Genomic DNA, 18,921 nt, shown 5'->3' with positions numbered 1-18,921 from the left:
GCATCTTCCGCATGGGGCACCGTAGCGGTGCGTTGCGATGGACCTTACGCCGCGGGCAGCGAAGCGGGGAGTAACAATGTCGTCGCGAAACCGCCCGCGGACGCGGCCACCCAGCGCCGGTTGCGGGTGCGGCCGACCGCGCGCACGCGCCCGGCGGACTCCAGCGCGGACAGCGCGCGCTGCACGGTGCGCTGGCTGCTGCCCAGCGCCAGGGCCAGCGCCGTGGTCGACCAGGCCTCGCCATCGCCGAGCAGGGCCAGCAGCGGCGAATGTTCGTCGTCCACCGGCGGCAGCAGCATCGCCACCGCGCGCCCGTCGTGCGGCAGCAGCACGAAACCCTCGCCGCTGGCCTCGATCGCCGCCCACGGCGCCAGCAGTGCGCGCAGCCGGCCGATCTCCACGCGCAGGCGCGCGCGGTGGGTCTCGTCGATGCGGCGCAACCGGAACGCCTCGGCGACCAGCGCGTCGCGCGGTGCGGCCTGCGGCCAGGCCATGGCCAGGCCGCGCACCAGCGCGAACAGTACCGGGCGCCGGACCAGCGGCAACCACGCATCGGCACTGCGCACGCGCAGCCGGCAGCCGTCGACGACCAGCGCACCGGAAGCGAACAGCGCTTCGACGTCGGCCAGCCGCAGCGCGCGCTCGCCGCCGGCGGTGGGTTGCCGCGCGGCCACCTGCTGCAGCGTGGCCCGGGTGGTTTCGATCTCGGCAAGCAGGGCGGGAATGCCGGCACGGGTGGCCGCCGCCTGCGCCTGGGCCAGCGCTTCGCGTGCCGGTGCGGTGCGTACCGCGCGCAGCGCCAGTTCGGCCGCCGCCAGGCAGGCGATCGCGGCCAGCGGCGCGGGCAGGGCCTGTCCGTCCAGCTGGGCCAGCGCGGCGCGGGCTTCGCCCAGCCGGCCCAGCAGCAGCAACCGGCGCAGCGCGATTACCCGTCCATGCGCGGCATTGGCGGAATCGCCGTGGGCCTGGAGGGTGTCGATGGCGGCGGCCAGCGTGCGCGGTGGCTGGTCGAGGTCGCGCAGGGCCAGGGCGACTTCGGCTTCGGCGACGCTGCAGCGGGCGCGCGCCAGCGGTTCGCGCGGGCCGAAGCCGCGACTGGCCTGCTGCAGCAGTTCGCGCGCGCGCGCCAGGTCGCCGAGCTGGGCCATCGCGATCCCGCGCAGCGCCAGCGCCGGCGGGTCCTCGCGCAAGGCGATGCGCTTGAGCACGCCCAGCGCATCACCGCCGGCGAGCGCGCGCGCGGAGGCGGCGATCAGCGAATCCATGGGCGCAGGCTATCCATGGGCGGAGCCTACCGCGCGATCGGGCGCGGCGGATGCGGCATCGAAGCGGCCGGCGTGCGCGGCCCGCGCCGGATTGCACGCCTTTGCACCGCCGCCGTAGAGCCGCGCTCGCCCGGCTGCGCCTGTCCGATGGTGCATCCAATGGCGCAGCAGCGGGGCAAGCCCCGCTCTATGTGAGGTCGTGCCGGTCCGGATTGCAGGTTCTCCGGACGCGCCGCCGTAGAGCCGGGCTTGCCCGGCTGCGCCTGTCCGATGGCGTATCCAGGGCCAAAGCAGCGGGGCAAGCCCCGCTCTACGAAAGCACCGGTCTGTCCATGGGCGGGCGTGACGGTGGACTCTCGCCTCCTGCGACCGGAAGGTGTACAAATGTACACCATGGATCCCGCCGACACGCCGCCGAACCTCCCGCCCCAGCGCGCCGCCGTGCTGGCCTTCCTGCGTGCCGAACTGGCCGCCGGGCGTGCGCCGAGCCTGGCCGAGATCGCCGGCGCCTTCGGCTTCGCCTCGCGCAACGCGGCGCAGAAGCACGTGCAGGCGCTGGTCGCCGACGGCCTGATCGAGCAGGCGGCCGGGCGCAAGCGCGGCCTGCGCCTGCCGGGCGGGGCAGCCGACCTGCTGCCGCTGCCGGTGCTGGGCCGGGTCGCGGCCGGCCATCCCATCAGCGCCGAGGGCGTGTCCGGGTCCGGGATGCAGGCCGGGGCGGGCCTGGTCGATCCGGACAGCCAGCTGTGGCTGGACCGGCGCCTGTTCTCGCCGCGTCCCGACTACCTGCTCAGGGTCCAGGGCGATTCGATGATCGACGACGGCATCCTCGACGGCGACCTGGTCGGCGTGCACCGCACGCCGGAAGCGCGCGACGGGCAGACCGTGGTCGCGCGGGTCGACGGCGAACTGACCATCAAGCGCCTGCAGCGCGCGCGGCGGACGATCCGGCTGCTGCCGCGCAATCCGGCGCATGCGCCGATCGAGGTCGGGCCCGGGCAGGACTTCGCGATCGAGGGCGTGTACTGCGGCCTGGTACGGAAGGGTTGAGATGGGACAGCCGGTCGCCCTGGAGTCGATGCTCGCCGCGCGCACGCTGTGGCACGCCGGGCGCAGTACGGCGATCGCCGCCGATGGCGAGCCCACCGGCCACGCCGCGCTGGACGCGCTGCTGCCGCAGGGCGGCTGGCCGCGGCGCGCGCTGACCGAGCTGCTGCTGCCGGCCGATGGCGTGGGCGAGCTGTCGCTGCTGCTGCCGACGCTGGCGCGGATGACCCGCGCCGGCGGCACCGTCGCCCTGGTCGCGCCGCCGTACATCCCCTATGCGCCAGCCTGGCAGGACGCGGGCGTGGACCTGGCCTGGCTGGAGATCGTCGAGGCCAGTGCGCGCGATGCGCTGTGGGCATTCGAACAGTGCCTGCGCAGCGGCGCCTGCGCCGCGGTGCTGGGCTGGCCGCAGCAGGCCGACGCGGCCGCGCTGCGGCGGCTGCAGGTGGCCGCCGACAGCGGCGCCTGCCTGGGCTTCGCCCTGCGCGACCGCAGGCATGCGGTCAACGCCTCGCCGGCGGCGCTGCGCCTGGAGCGTACGCGCGATGCGCAGGGCGCGAGCGCGTGGCAGGTACGCAAGTGCCGCGGCGGTCCTGCGCCTGCGCAGGCTTTCGTCCTTCCGGGCGCGGCGTGAGGCGGGGCCATGCTCTGGGCCTGTGTACTGCTGCCGCAGCTGGCGCTCGACGCCGTCCTCCGCCGAAGGCCTGATCCGCAGGCGCCGCTGGCGCTGGTCGAAGGGCCGGCGCAGCTGCGCACCCTGCACGCGGTCAATGCCGCCGCCGCGGCCGCGGGCCTGGCGCCGGGCATGCGCCTGGTCGCCGCGCACGCGCTGCTGCGCGACTTCGCCATGGTCGAGCACGAGGAAGCGGCCGAAGCACGCGTGCAGCGGTTCCTGGCCGCCTGGGCCTACCGGCACAGCTCGCTGGTCAGCGCGCAGTGGCCCGGTTGCCTGCTGCTGGAGGTGCGCGGCAGCTTCGGCCTGCTCGGGCCGTGGCCACGGATCGAGGCGCGCCTGCGCGGGGAACTCGAGGCGCTGGGCTTCCGCCACCGCATCGCGCTGGCGCCGACGCCGCGCGCGGCACGGGTGTTCGCCGGGCTGCGCGACGGGTTGGCGATCCCGCACGCGGCGACCATGGCCACCCAGCTGGACCGGGTGCCGGTGCGCCGCGCCTGCCTGCCCGACGGGCTGGGCACGCGCCTGCAGCGCATGGGCATCGCCGACCTGCGCATGCTGCGCGGCATGCCGCGCGATGCGCTGCGCCGCCGCTTCGGCCTGCCGCTGCTGGAGCACCTAGACCGGCTGTACGGCCAGGCCGACGACCCGCTCGAGCTCTACCAGCCCCCCGACCACTTCGAGGCGCGGGTCGAACTGGGCTACGAGGTCGAGAGCCACACCGCGCTGCTGTTCCCGCTGCGCCGCCTCATCGGCGACCTGTGCACCTTCCTGTCGATCCGCGACGGCGGCGTGCAGCGCTTCGTGCTGCGGCTGGAGCATGAGCGGACGCCGTCGATGGCAACGGGGCAGGGCACGGCAAGCCGCGGCAACGCGCATACCGACGTCGACGTCGGCCTGCTCGCCGCCGAGCGCGAACCGGCGATGCTGTTCGAGCTGGCGCGCAGCCGGCTCGAGCGCGTGCGGATCCCGGCGCCGGTGGTGGCCATGCGCCTGCTGGCGCGGCAGCTGCCGCCGTTCGTGCCGGCCAGCCGCGACCTGTTCGACACCCGCCACCAGCAGCAGCTGCCCTGGCCGCAGCTGCGCGAGCGCCTGCGCGCGCGGCTGGGCGACGAGGCGGTGTACCGGGTCGCGCCGGACGGCGATCCGCGCCCGGAGCGCGCCTGGCGGCGGATGCAGGGCGACGAGGCGAAGATCGCGTCCGCGCCGGCGCGACCGGCGCGGCCCGCCTGGCTGCTGCCGCAGCCGGTGCCGCTGCGCGGCGCGGTGCACATCGTGTCCGGCCCGGAGCGGCTGGAAAGCGGCTGGTGGGACGATGCCGACGCGCGCCGCGACTACTACGTGCTGGAGACTGCGCAGGGCCAGCGCGCCTGGGCGTTCGCGCCGCCGGGCGAGCAAGGCGGCTGGATGCTGCACGGGTGGTTCGGATGAGCTGGGACGAGGCCGTCGACGGCGTGGACCGCGACACCCCCGGCGGGCGTCCGCCGCGCGCGTGGGAAGTGGCGCAGCGGCTCGGGCTGCGCGCGGCCAACGACGACGTGGCCGCCGCTGACGACGGCCTGCCGGCGTATGCGGAACTGCATTGCCTGTCGGACTTCTCGTTCCTGCGCGGGGCCAGCGATGCGGCCTCGCTGTTCGAGCGGGCCAGGCGCTGTGGCTACGGCGCGCTGGCGATCACCGACGAATGCTCGCTGGCCGGGATCGTGCGCGCGCTGGAGGCCTCCGAGGCCACCGGCGTGCCGCTGGTGGTCGGCAGCGAGTTCGTCCTGGACGATGGCCTGAAGTGCGTGCTGCTGGTCGAGGACCATGCCGGGTACACCCGGCTGTGCGAGCTGATCACCGTGGCCCGGCGCAACGTCGACGGCAAGGGCTACCGCCTGGCGCGCGCGGACGTGGAGCGGGTGGTCGCTGCGGGGAGGCAAGGCAGCGGGGCAAGCCCCGCTCTACGGGAAGCGGATGGCGCCGTAGAGCCGGGCTCGCCCGGCTGCCCGCACGGGTCGCAGGAACGCGGCGCGGGACAGCGGGGCAAGCCCCGCTCTACGAGAGCGGAGGCACCCGGCGTAGAGCCGGGCTTGCCCGGCTGCACCGTCGGCCGGCCTCCGTGCGGCCTGTTCGCGCTGTGGATCCCCGGGGCGCAGCCCGACCCGGCGCAGGGCCGCTGGCTGCAGTCGGTGTTCGGTGGCCGCGCGCACCTGGCGGTGGAACTGCACCGCGAGCAGGACGATGCCGCGCGCCTGCGGCAGTTGCTGGCGCTGGCCGCGCAGCTGGACATGCCGGCGCTGGCCAGCGGCGACGTGCACATGGCCCACCGCCGCGAGCGCGTGCTGCAGGACACGCTGACCGCGATCCGCCACAACACCACCCTGGCCGAAGCCGGTGCGCTGCTGTTCCGCAATGGCGAGCGCCACCTGCGCACGCGCCGCGCGCTGGCGAACATCCATCCCGCCCACCTGCTGGAAGCGGCCGCGGCGCTGGCGAAGCGCTGCACCTTCAGCATGCGCGAGGTGAAGTACCGGTATCCGAAGGAACTGGTGCCCGAAGGCCACACGCCGGCCAGTCACCTGCGCGCGCTGACCGAGGCGGGGATGCGCGAACGCTGGCCCGGTGGCGCGCCGGACAAGGTCCGCGCGCAGATCGAGGAAGAGCTGGCCCTGATCGCCGAGCTGGAGTACGAGGCGTTCTTCCTCACCGTGCACGACATCGTCCGCTTCGCCAGGGAGAAGGGAATCCTCTGCCAGGGCCGCGGTTCCTCCGCCAACTCGGCGGTGTGCTACGCGCTGGGCATCACCGCGGTGAACCCGGCCGAAACCCGGCTGCTGATCGCCCGCTTCCTGTCGCGCGCGCGCAAGGAGCCGCCCGACATCGACGTGGACTTCGAGCACGAGCGCCGCGAAGAGGTGATGCAGTACGTCTACGGCAAGTACGGGCGCCAGCGCGCGGCGCTGGCCGCCACGGTGATCAGCTACCGCGGCAAGAGCGCGGTGCGCGACGTGGCCAAGGCCTTCGGCCTGCCCCAGGACCAGATCGGACTGCTCGCCGAATGCTTCGGCTGGGGCAACGGCGAGACGCCGATGGAGCAGCGCCTGCGCGAATCCGGCTTCGACCCCGGCAACCCGCTGGTGCGCAAGGTGCTGGGGCTGGCGGGGATGGTCGAAGGCCGGCCGCGGCACCTGTCGCAGCACGTCGGCGGCTTCGTGATCTCCGATGCGCCGCTGTCGGCGCTGGTGCCGGTGGAGAACGCGGCGATGGTCGACCGCAGCATCATCCAGTGGGACAAGGACGACCTGGAAACGCTGGGCCTGCTCAAGGTCGACTGCCTGGCGCTGGGCATGCTGACCTGCATCCGCAAGGCCTTCGACCTGGTGGAGCGGCATCGCGGCCTGAAGCTGGAGATGGCCACCGTGCCGGGCGGCGACGTGCCGACGTACGCGATGATGCAGGCCGCCGACACGGTCGGCGTGTTCCAGATCGAGTCGCGCGCGCAGATGAGCATGCTGCCGCGGCTGAGGCCGGCGAAGTTCTACGACATCGTGGTGCAGGTGGCGATCGTGCGCCCCGGCCCGATCCAGGGCGGCATGGTCCATCCCTACCTGCGCAGGCGCATGGGCAAGGAGCCGGTGACCTATCCCTCCGAGGGCGTGAAGGCGATCCTCGGCGACACCCTGGGCATCCCGCTGTTCCAGGAGCAGGTGATGGAGCTGGTGATGCATGCCGGCTACGACGCCGACCAGGCCGACGGCCTGCGCCGCTCGATGGCGGCCTGGAAGCGCGGTGGCGACATGGAGCCGCACCGGATCCGCATCCGCGAACTGATGGAGGACAAGGGTTACTCGACCGAATTCATCGACCAGATCTTCGAGCAGATCAAGGGCTTCGGTTCCTACGGATTCCCGCAGAGCCACGCCGCCTCGTTCGCCAAGCTGGTCTACGTCAGCTGCTGGCTGAAGCGGCACGAACCGGCGGCGTTCGCCTGCGCCCTGCTCAACGCGCAGCCGATGGGTTTCTACTCGGCCAGCCAGATCGTGCAGGACGCGCGCCGCGGCCGCGGCGCGCGTGCGTCCATCGAGGTGCGGCCGGTGGACGTGGTCCACAGCCACTGGGACAACACGCTGGAGGGCGGACGCATGCGTGCCGGGCTGGACGACGATGGCGGCCAGCCGGCGCTGCGGCTGGGCCTGCGCCAGGTCGCCGGGATGTCGCAGGCGGTGGCCGGTGCGATCGTGGCCGCGCGCGCGCAGCGGCCGTTCGCCGACGTGCGCGACCTGTGCCTGCGCGCCGGCCTGGATGCGAAGGCACGCGATGCGCTGGCCGAGGCGGGCGCGCTGGATGCGCTGGCCGGCCACCGCAACGCCGCGCGCTGGGAAGTGGCCGGCATCGAGCAGCGGCGGCCGCTGCTGCCTGGCAGTCCCGACGAGGCGCGGATCGAACTGCCGGCGCCGCGCCTGGGCGAGGAACTGGCCGCCGACTACCGCAGCACCGGACTGAGCCTGCGCACCCATCCGATGGCCCTGCTGCGCGAGCAGATGGTGCAGCGGCGGATCCTCGGTTCGCGCGAACTGCGCGGGCGGCCGCACGGCAGCGGCGTGCACGTGGCCGGGCTGGTGACCCAGCGCCAGCGCCCGGCCACGGCCAAGGGCACGATCTTCGTCACGCTGGAGGACGAGCACGGCATGGTCAACGTGATCGTCTGGCCGCACCTGGCCATCCGCCAGCGCAAGCCGCTGCTGCACTCGCGGCTGCTGGCCGTGCGCGGGCGCTGGGAGCGGGTGGATGGCGTCGAGCACCTGGTCGCCGGGCGCATGGAAGACCTCAGCGGCCTGCTCGGCGGCCTGCCGGTCGATTCGCGGGACTTCCATTGAACACCGCCGCCGTCACCACCACGCGACAGCACTGGCGCGCGGCACGCCCTGCATGCGCGATCCGCGGGTGCCGCGTGCCCGCGCCTCCGCGCGGCCCCGCCGTGGCGACACGCGTGCCGGGAGCATGAGCATGGACCTGTTCGCCGCCACTCCGCTGCAGCTGGTCGAGGACGCCGAAGGCGGGATCCGCTACTGGCCCGCGTTCCTCGGCGACGGCGAGGCCACGGCGTGGTTCCACGCGTTGAGCGAGGGCTGCGACTGGCAGCACCAGCGGCGGCCGATGTACGACCGCGTGGTCGACGTGCCGCGGCTGCAGGCCTGGTACCCGCTGGATGCGATGCCGCCCGGGCTGCCACTGGCGGCGATGCTGGCGCGCGTGCAGGCGGTGGTCCCCGGCGCCTACAACTCGGCCGGGCTGAACCTGTACCGCGACGGCCGCGACAGCGTCGCCATGCACAACGACAAGCTGCACATGCTGGTGCCCGGGCAGCCGATCGCGTTGCTCTCGCTGGGCGCCGCGCGCCGCATGAACATCCGCGCCAAGGCCGGGGGCCGCGCGCTCGGAATCGACCTGGAGCCGGGCAGCCTGCTGGTGATGAGCCATGCCAGCCAGGTCACCCACGAGCACGGCATCCCCAAGACCACCCGGCCGGTGCCGCCGCGGATGAGCGTGGTGTTCCGGGCGCGCCCGGACGTGCCGCCGCGTCCGTCGTCGCCGCCGGCCAGCGGCGGGCTGCGCCGCACCTTCACCCCGGCGCAGGGACTGCGCGGCGGGGTGTCGGCGCCGGAGGAGAACGCGCGGCATGTCGCCGACGCATCGCGTGGTGGCATGGATGCCGGACGGCACGTGGGCCGGCTCCCGCGCAAGGCCGGTGCGCGATGAGGGCGTCGCGCCTTGTCGCCGCGGGTCGCGCCAGCGACTGCATGGCAGGGGCAGGCGAGCCGGCCGGACGGGTGCCGACCGACGGGCGCTGCTTCGCCTACGTGTTCCCCTGCCGCTGGGAAGACCACTGCAAGATCGGCTTCTCGAACGATCCGCTCTCGCGCATCGGCGCGCTGCACCGGCGCTGGTTCGAGTTCTTCGACCTGGAGCGCGGCCGGCTGGTCGAGGCCGAGTCCACGCGCGACGCCCGCGACCTGGAGCTGGAGCTGCGCGGTGGCCTGGGCGAGCACAACGCGCCGGCGCCCCTGGCCATCGCAGCGGCCGCTGGCGGCCACACCGAATGGTTCCGCGGCGCGGAAGCCGAGCTCGCCGCGCGCGTGGCGGCGCTGGGCCAGCGCGGTTACCGGGTGCACTCACTGCGGGGCTGGCTGCGCGCCGCGCTGGTCGAGCGTGCCGACCGCCTGCACGAATGGACCCTGGCCCAGCTGCCGGTGGAAGAGCTGGACGGCCTGGCCGGCCAGACGGGCGCACAGCGGCGGGTGCGCGACGTGCTCGATGCCTGCGTGGCGCTGCAGATCCCGCTCGAGGCGCGCCTGCCGCCGGCGGTGCTCGCCTGGCACCAGCGCGCCTGCCGGGGGTGACGGCGGCGGCGTGCGTCCCGGCCGCGCCGGGTCGCCCGCCGGGCCTGCCGTACCGGAGCCGCTGCCTGTATCGTGTGCCGTCCTTCCGCGAGTCCCCGCGATGTCCGTCGACCGTTCCGCCGCCCCCGTCGCCGCGCGCAACGCGCACACACTCAAGCCGCGCCAGCTGATCATGATGGGCCTGGGCAGCGCGATCGGCGCCGGCCTGTTCCTCGGCTCGGGCGTGGGCGTGCAACTGGCCGGTCCTGCGGTGCTGCTGTCCTACCTGGTGGCCGGCGCGCTGGTGATCATCGTGATGCACGCGCTGGGCGAGATGGCCGCGGCGCGGCCGAACCGGGGCGCGTTCTCGGTCTACGCGGCCGATGCGCTGGGTCCGACCGCCGGCGCGACCGTGGGCTGGCTGTGGTGGGTGCAGCTGGTGATCGTGATCGCGGCCGAGGCGGTGGGCGCGGCCGGCCTGCTCGCCACCCTCTGGCCTTCGTTGTCGGTGCCGGCGCTGGCGCTGCTGTTCATGGCCGCGTTCACCGTGGTCAACCTGCTGGGCGTGCGCAACTTCGGCGAGTTCGAATTCTGGTTCGCGATCATCAAGGTCGCGGCGATCGTCGCCTTCATCCTGGTCGGCGTCGCCCTGCTGCTGGGCTGGTTGCCGGACGTGGCTTCGCCCGGCCTGTCCAACTTCACCGCGCATGGCGGCTTCGCGCCCGCCGGCCTGGCCGGGATCGGCGCGGCCCTGCTGGTGGTCGTGTTCGCATTCGGAGGTACCGAGATCGTGGCGGTGGCCGCGGCCGAGACCGAGGATCCGGAGCGCAGCGTGGCCCGTGCGATCCGCACCGTGGCCTGGCGGATCGTCGTCTTCTACCTGGGCTCGCTGAGCGTGATCGTCGCGGTGGTGCCGTGGACCAGCCCGGCGCTGAAGTCGCCGTTCGCGGCGGTCCTGCAGGCGGCCAACATCCCCGGCGCGGCCGCCGCGATCACCCTGGTGGCGGTGGTCGCGCTGCTGTCGGCGCTCAACGCCAACCTCTACGGCGCCTCGCGCATGATCCAGTCACTGGGCCAGCGCGGCGAAGCGCCGGCGGTGTTCGGCCGCAGCGATGCGCGCCTGGTGCCGGTGACGGCGGTGCTGGCCAGCGTGCTGTTCGGTTTCGTCGCCGCCGGCCTGGAACTGCTGTTTCCGGAGCGGGTGTTGCCGACCCTGCTCAACATCGTCGGCTCCACCTGCCTGCTGGTGTGGACCATCGCCCTGCTGTCGCAATGGGTGCTGCGCCGCCGCGCGGACCGTGCCGGTACCCGCCTGCCGTTCCGCATGTCGGGTTTCCCGGTGCTGACTATGCTGGCGCTGGCGATCGTGGCGCTGATTTTCGCGTTGCTGCTGGCCGGGCCGCAGACGCGGGTGCAGTTCCTGTCGATGGTGGCGTTGACTTTGGCCATCGCCACGGCCAGCGCGGTCGCCCGGCACCGGTAACGGCGCGGCCGCCCGCGCCCGCGGCGCGAGCGGCGGGTCCTGCCGTCACGCCAGCGTGCGGACCTTCGGTTCGCGCGCCCATTGCCGGGTCCTGGCCGCGGCGATGAAGCCCTTGGTGTCGGCGGCATCGACGATGCCGGCATCCTTGCCCACGTTGCCCGCCTTGAGCAGGGGCGCGGCGCCGGCGTCGTGCGCGATCGCCTTCAGGTGCGCCCAGGCGAAGGCGACGAAATCGACCGCGGCCGATTCCTTCGCCAGCTTCTTCCCGGCCGCCTCGCCGAGCAGCACCGCCACCGCGTCGAACACCACCGACGGCGTGCCGGCCAGCTGGCCATCGGCCGGTTGCTTCTTGCCGTTCGAGAGCACGGCACCGCCCAGCTTGGGCGCGACGATCTTCACCGTGGCGCCGGCCGATTCGGCGGCCTTGCGCAATGCCGCCAGCGCGGCGGCATCGCTGCCATCGTCGATCAGGATCCCGACGCAGCGGCCTTCCAGGGTCTCGCGCATGCGGCCGATGATGCGTACCTCGGGTGCGGGCGGCATCTGCGCGGGCGGCACCGCCGCCGGCGGCGCGGGCGGCACGCCGTCCATGCCCAGGCCATCGGCCACCCGCTGCGCGAGCGCGGCATCGATGTGGATCAGGTGGCCGACCATGCGCTCACGCACCTTGGCCGTCTCCACCTTGGACAGCTCGAACACCAGCGCCGAGGCCAGGTGCGCCTGCTCGGGCGCCTCCAGGCTGGTGAAGAACATGCGCGCCTGGCTGTAGTGGTCGGCGAAGCTTTCCGGGCGCACCCGGCCCTTGGCGCCGTCGTCGGGCCGGGTCGCATGGCTGCGGAAGCCGGCGCGCAGGTCGGCGCGGGGGCTGTCTTCCTGCAGCGAGCTGGGTTCGTAGTTGACCCGGCCCTTGGGCACCTGCATCTGCATGTGGCCGTCGCGCTGGTGGTTGGCGAACGGGCACCTGGGCTGGTTGATCGGGAGCTGGTGGAAGTTCGGACCGCCCAGGCGCGACAGCTGGGTGTCCAGATAGGAGAACAGCCGGCCCTGCAGCAAGGGATCGTTGCTGAAATCGATGCCCGGCACGATGTTGGCCGGGCAGTAGGCCACCTGCTCGGTCTCGGCGAAGAAGTTGTCCGGCCAGCGGTCCAGCACCATGCGGCCGATGATCTGTACCGGGACCAGCGCCTCGGGCACGATCTTGGTCGGGTCGAGGTGGTCGAACGGAAACGCGTCGGCCTCCTCCTCGGTGAACAGCTGCACGCCCAGTTCCCATTCGGGGAAATCGCCGGCCTGGATGCTTTCGAACAGGTCGCGCCGGTGGAAGTCGTTGTCGGCCGCCTGCAGTTTCATGGCTTCGTCCCATACCGTCGACTGCAGGCCCAGCCTGGGCCGCCAGTGGAACTTGACGAAGGTGCTCTGGCCCTTCTCGTCGAGGAACCGGAAGCTGTGGATGCCGAAGCCCTCGATCGTGCGCAGCGACCGCGGGATCGTGCGGTCGCTCATCGCCCACATGATCATGTGCATCGATTCGGGGGTCAGCGAGATGAAGTCCCAGAACGTGTCATGCGCGCTGGCGGCCTGCGGGAAGGCGCGATCGGGCTCCATCTTCACCGCGTGCACCACGTCCGGGAACTTCATCGCGTCCTGGATGAAGAACACCGGGATGTTGTTGCCGACCAGGTCGAAGTTGCCTTCCTCGGTATAGAACTTCACCGCGAAGCCGCGCACGTCGCGCGGGGTGTCGACCGAGCCGGCCCCGCCGGCCACGGTGGAGAAGCGGGTGAACACGGGCGTGCGCTTGCCCACTTCGGTGAACAGCTTCGCGCGGGTGTACCTGGCCAGCGATTTGTCGAGCTCGAAGTAGCCGTGCGCGGCGCTGCCGCGGGCGTGCACTATCCGCTCCGGGATGCGCTCGTGGTCGAAGTGGGTGATCTTCTCGCGGAGGATGAAGTCCTCCAGCAGGGTGGGGCCGCGCGGCGTGGCGGTCAGCGAGTTCTGGTTGTCGGCGACCACCACCCCCTGGTTGGTGGTCAGCTGCGGGCGCGACCCGCCGGCCTGCTGGTGCAGCTCGTCGCCGTTGCCGCGGGGCGCGTCGGCGGCATCGACGCCGGAACCAGGGTGTGGCCGGGTACCCGGCGGCTTAGCGGCTGACTTGGCGGCGGCGGGAGCGCGGGCGGGCTTCTTCGGGCTGGCCATGGTCGGTCCTGGTTCTCGGCGTAGGACAGGCCATGGTGGACGCCGGTTCGTTTGTTGCGCGCGCAGGCGGTGCGAAGGTGGAGTGAAGCCCGCGTCAGGCGCCGGCTCGAACCCGGGTGCAGCTGCGAGCGCCGGCGGCGCACCAGGTCACGCGTCCACGCGCAGGCGCAGGGCGTGCAGGCGCTCGTAGTCGTCGCGGCATCGGGCGGCCACCTCGGCGGCGGCTCCGGAAAGTTCCAGTGCCCGGTCCGCAGGAAGCTCGAAGCCGGTCGACTGCCACACCTGCGCATACCAGTGCGGTGCCCAGATCCCGTCGCTGTCGCGCGGTCCCGCTGGCCAGGCCAGCATACGCGGCGTGAACCCGATTCCCAGCCAGTCGCACAGCGCCCGCAGGTGCGCCTCGGGCGCGCGCAGGAAATCGCCGGCATCGATCACCGGGGGCGGCTGGCCGCGCGCGGCCAGCTCCTCGTACAACGCCACCTGTTGCGGCAGGCCGATGTCGGTCGCGGTGACGGTGGCGCGGGATTTCACGTAGGACGCCACGACCTGGCGCGGGTCCCGGATCAGGAGCACGTTGCGCAGGCCGCCGATCCAGTCGCGCCCGATGTGCGGCAGCAGGTGGTGGGTCATGTGCTTCTGGTACCAGACCGGCGCGCCGCCGGGCGCCGGGCCGAGCAGGGCGTCCACCACCTTGCGCCAGTCGGTTTCGCCGTCGGCGATGACTTCATCGCGCGCCGGGTGGTCCAGACCGGTGTGGGCCAGGTAGTGCGCATACAGCGGTTCGTCGCTGACCGCGCAGTCGCCGCGGTTTTCCCAGGCGCGCATCATCGCGGTGGAGATGTTGCGCGGGCCGGACCACATGGCCACCCGCAGCGGGGCCGCGGTCGTGTTCATGCACGCGGCCCGCGTGCGGCCACGTCCGCAGCGACCCGCTCCTGGTACAGCGCCTGCAGGCGCCTGACCATGGGGCCGCGCGCGTCCGGCCCGGCGCCGGCGTCGGACTCGGCTTCCCAGCCGATGCGGCGATGGTCGACCGTGCGCACCGGTACCACGCCGGCGAAGGTGCCGGTGACGAACGCCTCGTCGGCCCCGTAGACGTCGGTCAGGCTGAAGGACTTCTCGAATACCGGGATGCCGTTGTCCCGGCACAGGGCGATCACGTTGGCGCGGGTGATGCCGCCCAGGCAGTACTGGCCGGTCGAGGTCCACACCTCGCCCTTGCGGACGATGAAGAAGTGGGTGGAATTGCAGGTGGCGACGAAGCCGTGCGGGTCCAGCATCAGCGCCTCGTCGGCGCCGGCGCCGTAGGCCTGGATGCAGGCGGTGATGCAGTTGAGCTTGCTGTGCGAGTTGAGCTTGGGATCCTGCACGTCGGGAAAGCCGCGGCGCACGTGCACCGTATACAACGACAATCCGCGCCGGCTGCCGGCCACGGAGGCGACCTTGTACTCGGGGATGATGACGATGGTGGCCGGGCCGACGGTGACGCGCGGGTCCTGGTAGGGCGTGCTCTTCACCCCACGGGTGACCATCAGCCGCACGTGCACGCCGTCCCCGCGCATGCCGTTGGCATCCAGCGTGTCGTAGATGGCGCGGGTCAGGGCGGTCCGGTCCAGGCCGATGTCGAGCATGATCGCCTTGGCGCCTTCGTACAGGCGGTCCAGGTGCGCGTCGAGGAAGACCGGGTGCCCGCCGACCACGCGGAATCCCTCCCACACGCCGTCGCCCAGCACGAAGCCGCTGTCGAACACGGACACCATCGCTTCCCTGCGATGCTTCATCGTGCCGTTGATCGAGATCAGGATGTCGGCGTTGCGCGGGTCGTCGGCAGAATGCTGGGTACCCTGGGTCATGCGCGGTTCCTGCGGTCGAGGGGGACTCGGACCGATGGTAAACCAGTGCCTTCATTCCGCTGGCATGCGTAAGCGTGCTGCTGGCGTTTGAGTCAAAGCTACAGCTACAGCTACAGCTACAGCTACAGCGCTGGCTTCGTCCGGGGGCCGCCGTCCTACCGGGGCATGGCTTACCCCTCGGGCGGACGTCCTGTCCGTACGAGGGGCCGTGGCACATCCTTGTGCCACTTGCGCCATGCCCCGGCAGGACGGCGTCCTCGGGGGCGATTGCGGGCGCGGCTTCGGCTGAGCCAGGAAGCGGAGGCGTCGCGATCTTCTTCTTCGGAAAGCCGCAGCGGTGCTTGGGCGAAAGCGCTGGCTTCGACGGCCGGGCTTGGAAAGCTAGCCGCCAGCTTGAAGGTCGCGAGCCGGCTTCGGTGGAGGAAACGGGCCGGAGGCTGTTTCCTGCACGCCGTAACGGAGCCACGACCCCGACCCGCCCGAAGACGTGGCAATGCGCATGTGTTGCGGCAGCGGACAAGGATGTCCGCGTCGGCGCGTCGGCACACGGATGTGCCGCCGCGCCGACCGCAACACATGCGCATTGCCGCGGCTCAGCCCGGAGCTGGCGCCGCCACGCTGTTGCATTCGACCTTGCGCTTCCGATCGCCGAGCCATCGCAACGACGGAGTCGCCCGCGAAGGACACGCGACGCGGTTCGTGCGTGTGCCGCCCAAAAAGAAAGCCCCGCATTGCGGGGCTTTCCTCCTGCCACACAACCGCCAGGCTCAGGCCTCGGCGGCTTCGTCCTTGTACGCGTCCACCGGGATGCAGGCGCAGAACACGTTCTTGTCGCCGTGGACGTTGTCCACGCGGGCCACCGGCGGCCAGTACTTCTGCTGCTTCAGCGTGGTCAGCGGGAACGCCGCCAGCTCGCGCGGGTAGGAATGGGTCCACTCGCTGCCCGACACCTGCGCGGCGGTGTGCGGGGCATGCTTGAGCGGATTGTCCTCGCGGTCCAGGCGGCCGTCCTCGATCGCGCGGATCTCCTCGCGGATCTGGATCATCGCGTCGATGAAGCGGTCGAGCTCGTGCAGCGACTCGCTCTCGGTCGGTTCGACCATCAGCGTGCCCGGCACCGGGAAGCTCAGCGTGGGCGCGTGGAAGCCGAAGTCGATCAGGCGCTTGGCCACGTCCTCGGCAGTGACGCCGGTGGCCTTCTCCAGCGGACGCACGTCGAGGATGCACTCGTGCGCGACCAGGCCGTTGCGGCCGGTGTAGAGGGTCTTGTAGTGCGGCGCGAGCTTCCGGGAGATGTAGTTGGCGTTGAGCAGCGCGACCTGGGTCGCCTTGCGCAGGCCGGCCGCGCCCATCATGGCCACGTACATCCAGCTGATCGGCAGGATCGAGGCGCTGCCGAAGCTGGCGGCGCTGACCATGCCGACCTCACCGTGGCCGCCGAGCGTCTTGGGCAGGAATGGCGCCAGGTGCGCCTTCACCGCGCACGGGCCCACGCCCGGGCCGCCGCCGCCGTGCGGGATGCAGAAGGTCTTGTGCAGGTTCAGGTGGGAGACGTCCGACCCCCACTTGCCCGGCTTGGCCACGCCGACCAGGGCGTTCATGTTGGCGCCGTCGGTGTACACCTGCCCGCCGTGTTCGTGGACGATCCGGCAGATCTCGACCACGTCCTCCTCGAACACGCCGTGGGTGGAGGGGTAGGTCATCATGATCGCGGCCAGGTTCGCCGAGTGCTTCTCGGCGGCGCGGCGGATGTCCTCCACGTCGACGTTGCCGTTGGCATCGCACTTGGTGACCACGACCTTCATGCCGCACATCTGCGCCGACGCCGGGTTGGTCCCGTGCGCCGATTCGGGGATCAGGCAGATGTCGCGGTGCGCCTCGCCGCGCGAGGCGTGGTAGGCGCGGATCGCCAGCAGGCCGGCGTACTCGCCCTGCGCGCCGGAGTTCGGCTGCAGGCTGACCGCGTCGTAGCCGGTGCACTCGGCCAGCATCGCCTCGAGCTCCTCGATCAGCTGGCGGTAGCCCTGGACCTGCTCGGCCGGGGACAGCGGGTGGATCGCGCCGAATTCGGGCCAGGTCACCGGGATCATCTCGGCGGTGGCGTTGAGCTTCATCGTGCACGAGCCCAGCGGGATCATCGTGCGGTCCATCGCCAGGTCCTTGTCGGCCAGGGCGCGCATGTAGCGCAGCAGTTCGTGCTCGCTGTGGTGGGTGTTGAAGACCGGGTGGGTCAGGAACGGGCTGGTGCGGACCAGGTCCGCCGGCAACGCGTCTGCGGTGGCGGCGTCGAGCGCGTCGACGTCGACCTGCGCGCCGAACAGCGCGCCCAGGGCGACGATGTCGGCGCGGGTGGTGGTCTCGTCCAGGCTGATGCCCAGCGCTTCGCTGTCGATCTCGCGCAGGTTGATGCCGGCCTGGCGCGCCCTGGCCAGGATCGCGCCGGCGTCCACGTCCTTGACGTGCAGGGTGTCAAAGAAGCGCTCGCCCACGTTCACGCCGGCCGCGCGCAGCGCCGCGGCCAGGATCGCGGCGAGGCGATGGGTACGGCGGGCGATGCGGACCAGGCCCTCCGGGCCGTGGTAGACCGCGTACATCGAGGCCATCACCGCCAGCAGCACCTGCGCGGTGCAGATGTTGGAGGTGGCCTTCTCGCGGCGGATGTGCTGCTCGCGGGTCTGCAGGGTCAGGCGGTAGGCCGGATTGCCGGCCGCGTCCACCGATACGCCGATCAGGCGCCCGGGCATGGAGCGCTTGTAGGCGTCGCGGCAGGCCATGAACGCCGCGTGCGGGCCGCCGAAGCCGAACGGCACGCCGAAGCGCTGGCTGTTGCCGACCACGATGTCCGCGCCCCATTCGCCGGGTGCGGCGATCAGGGTCAGCGCGAGCAGGTCGGTGGCCACGGCGACCAGGCCGCCGCGCGCATGCACGGCCTCGGCCAGCGCCTTGTGGTCGCCGACGTGGCCGAAGGTGTCCGGGTACTGCAGCAGCACGCCGAAGGACTCGGCCTCCATCGCCTCCTGCGGCGTGCCCACGCGCAAGACAATCCCCAGCGGCTCGGCGCGCGTGCGCAGCACTTCCAGGGTCTGCGGGTGCACGGCGTCGTGGACGAAGAAGGTGTCGGACTTCGACCTGGCCGAGCGCTTGGCCAGGGTCATGGCCTCGGCCGCGGCGGTGGCTTCGTCCAGCAGCGAGGCGTTGGCGATCTCCATGCCGGTCAGGTCGGCGCACATGGTCTGGAAGTTGATCAGCGCTTCCATCCGGCCCTGCGAGATCTCCGCCTGGTACGGCGTGTAGGCGGTGTACCAGGCCGGGTTCTCGAGGATGTTGCGCAGGATCACCTTCGGCGTGTGGGTGCCGTGGTAGCCCTGGCCGATGAAGTTGCGGAACACCTGGTTCTTCAGCGCCAGCGCGCGGATCTTGGCCAGCGCCTCCTCCTCGGTGAGGCTGTCGGGCAGCGCGAGCGGGGCGGGCGACTTGATGCTGGCCGGCACGATCGCATCGGTCAGCGCCTCCAGCGAAGCGTGGCCGACGGTGGCGAGCATGGTTTCGATCTCGGCATCGTTGGGGCCGATGTGGCGGCCGACGAAGGCGTCGTGCTGCTCGAGCTGGCGAAGGCTGTGCCCGCGCAGGGAGGAGGTGTGCTGGGACATGGAGTCGGTCCGGACAGGGGCAGGAAGGCGCCGCGCGGTCGCGCGACGGGGTGCCCCTCTGTCCTTTTGCCTGAGAGTTTGGAAGCTGCGCGGACGAGGTCGCGGCTTCGTGCCCCTTCGGCGCCGGCGCGGCCCTGGCGGGCGGCCGGTCTCTCCAGAGTGTGTGTTCGGCGCGGTGGTATGGGAGCCTGAGCGATTACGGGCGTTTGCGCCTTCGGCAGCGGGTTGCCCCGCTTCTCCCACCGCACGCGGTGTGGGCGGGATTATACGCCGGCCGGTGCCACGCCGGCCGCGGGCGATGGCTTACCATGGCCCGCATTCAGCGCCGTCTCCGGCACCCTCGCGATCGGCGGGGGGCTGGCATGCCGGCGGGCCAGCCCGGTCCAGGAGCC

The 18,921-nt window shown here is 72.2% G+C and carries 11 protein-coding genes, 1 pseudogene and 1 riboswitch; of the genes and pseudogenes, 7 read left to right on the top strand and 5 right to left on the bottom strand.

All coding sequences use genetic code 11. The annotated features are described in order from the left end of the window. Positions 1 to 44: 44 nt before the first annotated feature. Positions 45 to 1,265, bottom strand: a complete 1,221-nt coding sequence (locus ABKA19_RS08260; protein WP_162378475.1) for a helix-turn-helix domain-containing protein — start codon at positions 1,263 to 1,265, stop codon at positions 45 to 47. Between the two features lie 393 nt (positions 1,266 to 1,658). Between ABKA19_RS08260 and lexA the strand changes: the two genes are divergently transcribed. The 7 genes and pseudogenes from lexA to ABKA19_RS08225 all read left to right on the top strand — a co-directional run bounded on the left by lexA (position 1,659) and on the right by ABKA19_RS08225 (position 10,830). After that, the gene (gene lexA, locus ABKA19_RS08255; RefSeq protein WP_353688490.1) at positions 1,659 to 2,315 is read left to right on the top strand and encodes a transcriptional repressor LexA; all 657 of its coding nucleotides are present in this window, start codon (positions 1,659 to 1,661) and stop codon (positions 2,313 to 2,315) included. 1 nt (position 2,316) lies between these two features. Further along, entirely contained in the window at positions 2,317 to 2,946 is a 630-nt protein-coding gene (gene imuA, locus ABKA19_RS08250) for a translesion DNA synthesis-associated protein ImuA (RefSeq protein ID WP_353688489.1), read from the top strand. Between the two features lie 9 nt (positions 2,947 to 2,955). Then, positions 2,956 to 4,416: a Y-family DNA polymerase gene (locus ABKA19_RS08245; protein ID WP_353688488.1), complete on the top strand. Its 1,461-nt coding sequence runs from the start codon at positions 2,956 to 2,958 to the stop codon at positions 4,414 to 4,416. Next, on the top strand, positions 4,413 to 7,844 hold the full coding sequence (locus ABKA19_RS08240; RefSeq protein ID WP_353688487.1) for an error-prone DNA polymerase: 3,432 nt from the start codon (positions 4,413 to 4,415) through the stop codon (positions 7,842 to 7,844). The genes ABKA19_RS08245 and ABKA19_RS08240 overlap by 4 nt, the downstream gene beginning before the upstream one ends. A gap of 130 nt (positions 7,845 to 7,974) precedes the next feature. Next, positions 7,975 to 8,535: pseudogene (locus ABKA19_RS08235) on the top strand (alpha-ketoglutarate-dependent dioxygenase AlkB family protein); the annotation flags it as partial. Between the two features lie 233 nt (positions 8,536 to 8,768). Beyond that, entirely contained in the window at positions 8,769 to 9,368 is a 600-nt protein-coding gene (locus tag ABKA19_RS08230) for a GIY-YIG nuclease family protein (RefSeq protein WP_353688486.1), read from the top strand. Positions 9,369 to 9,468: 100 nt separating this feature from the next. Further along, positions 9,469 to 10,830, top strand: coding sequence for an amino acid permease (locus tag ABKA19_RS08225; RefSeq protein WP_353688485.1), 1,362 nt, complete (start codon positions 9,469 to 9,471; stop codon positions 10,828 to 10,830). A gap of 45 nt (positions 10,831 to 10,875) precedes the next feature. Here ABKA19_RS08225 and ABKA19_RS08220 read toward each other — a convergent pair whose 3' ends face one another. The 4 genes from ABKA19_RS08220 to gcvP form a co-directional block, all read right to left on the bottom strand. Further along, entirely contained in the window at positions 10,876 to 13,026 is a 2,151-nt protein-coding gene (locus ABKA19_RS08220) for a catalase (RefSeq protein WP_353688484.1), read from the bottom strand. 147 nt (positions 13,027 to 13,173) lie between these two features. Continuing rightward, positions 13,174 to 13,920: a sulfotransferase-like domain-containing protein gene (locus ABKA19_RS08215; protein WP_353688483.1), complete on the bottom strand. Its 747-nt coding sequence runs from the start codon at positions 13,918 to 13,920 to the stop codon at positions 13,174 to 13,176. Beyond that, a complete protein-coding gene (locus ABKA19_RS08210; protein WP_353688482.1) occupies positions 13,917 to 14,879 on the bottom strand; it encodes an aminotransferase class IV in 963 nt (320 codons plus the stop codon). Before ABKA19_RS08210 ends, ABKA19_RS08215 begins: the two co-directional genes overlap by 4 nt. Positions 14,880 to 15,646: 767 nt before the next feature. Next, positions 15,647 to 18,529, bottom strand: coding sequence for an aminomethyl-transferring glycine dehydrogenase (gene gcvP, locus ABKA19_RS08205; RefSeq protein ID WP_353688481.1), 2,883 nt, complete (start codon positions 18,527 to 18,529; stop codon positions 15,647 to 15,649). 166 nt (positions 18,530 to 18,695) lie between these two features. Further along, positions 18,696 to 18,781: riboswitch (glycine riboswitch) on the bottom strand. Positions 18,782 to 18,921: the final 140 nt, after the last annotated feature.

Source organism: Pseudoxanthomonas sp. Soil82 (assembly GCF_040446535.1).
In the GTDB taxonomy this organism is placed as follows: domain Bacteria; phylum Pseudomonadota; class Gammaproteobacteria; order Xanthomonadales; family Xanthomonadaceae; genus Pseudoxanthomonas; species Pseudoxanthomonas kaohsiungensis.
The sequence above is the reverse complement of the archived record's forward strand: the minus strand, read 5'-3'. Positions and strand labels throughout refer to the sequence as shown.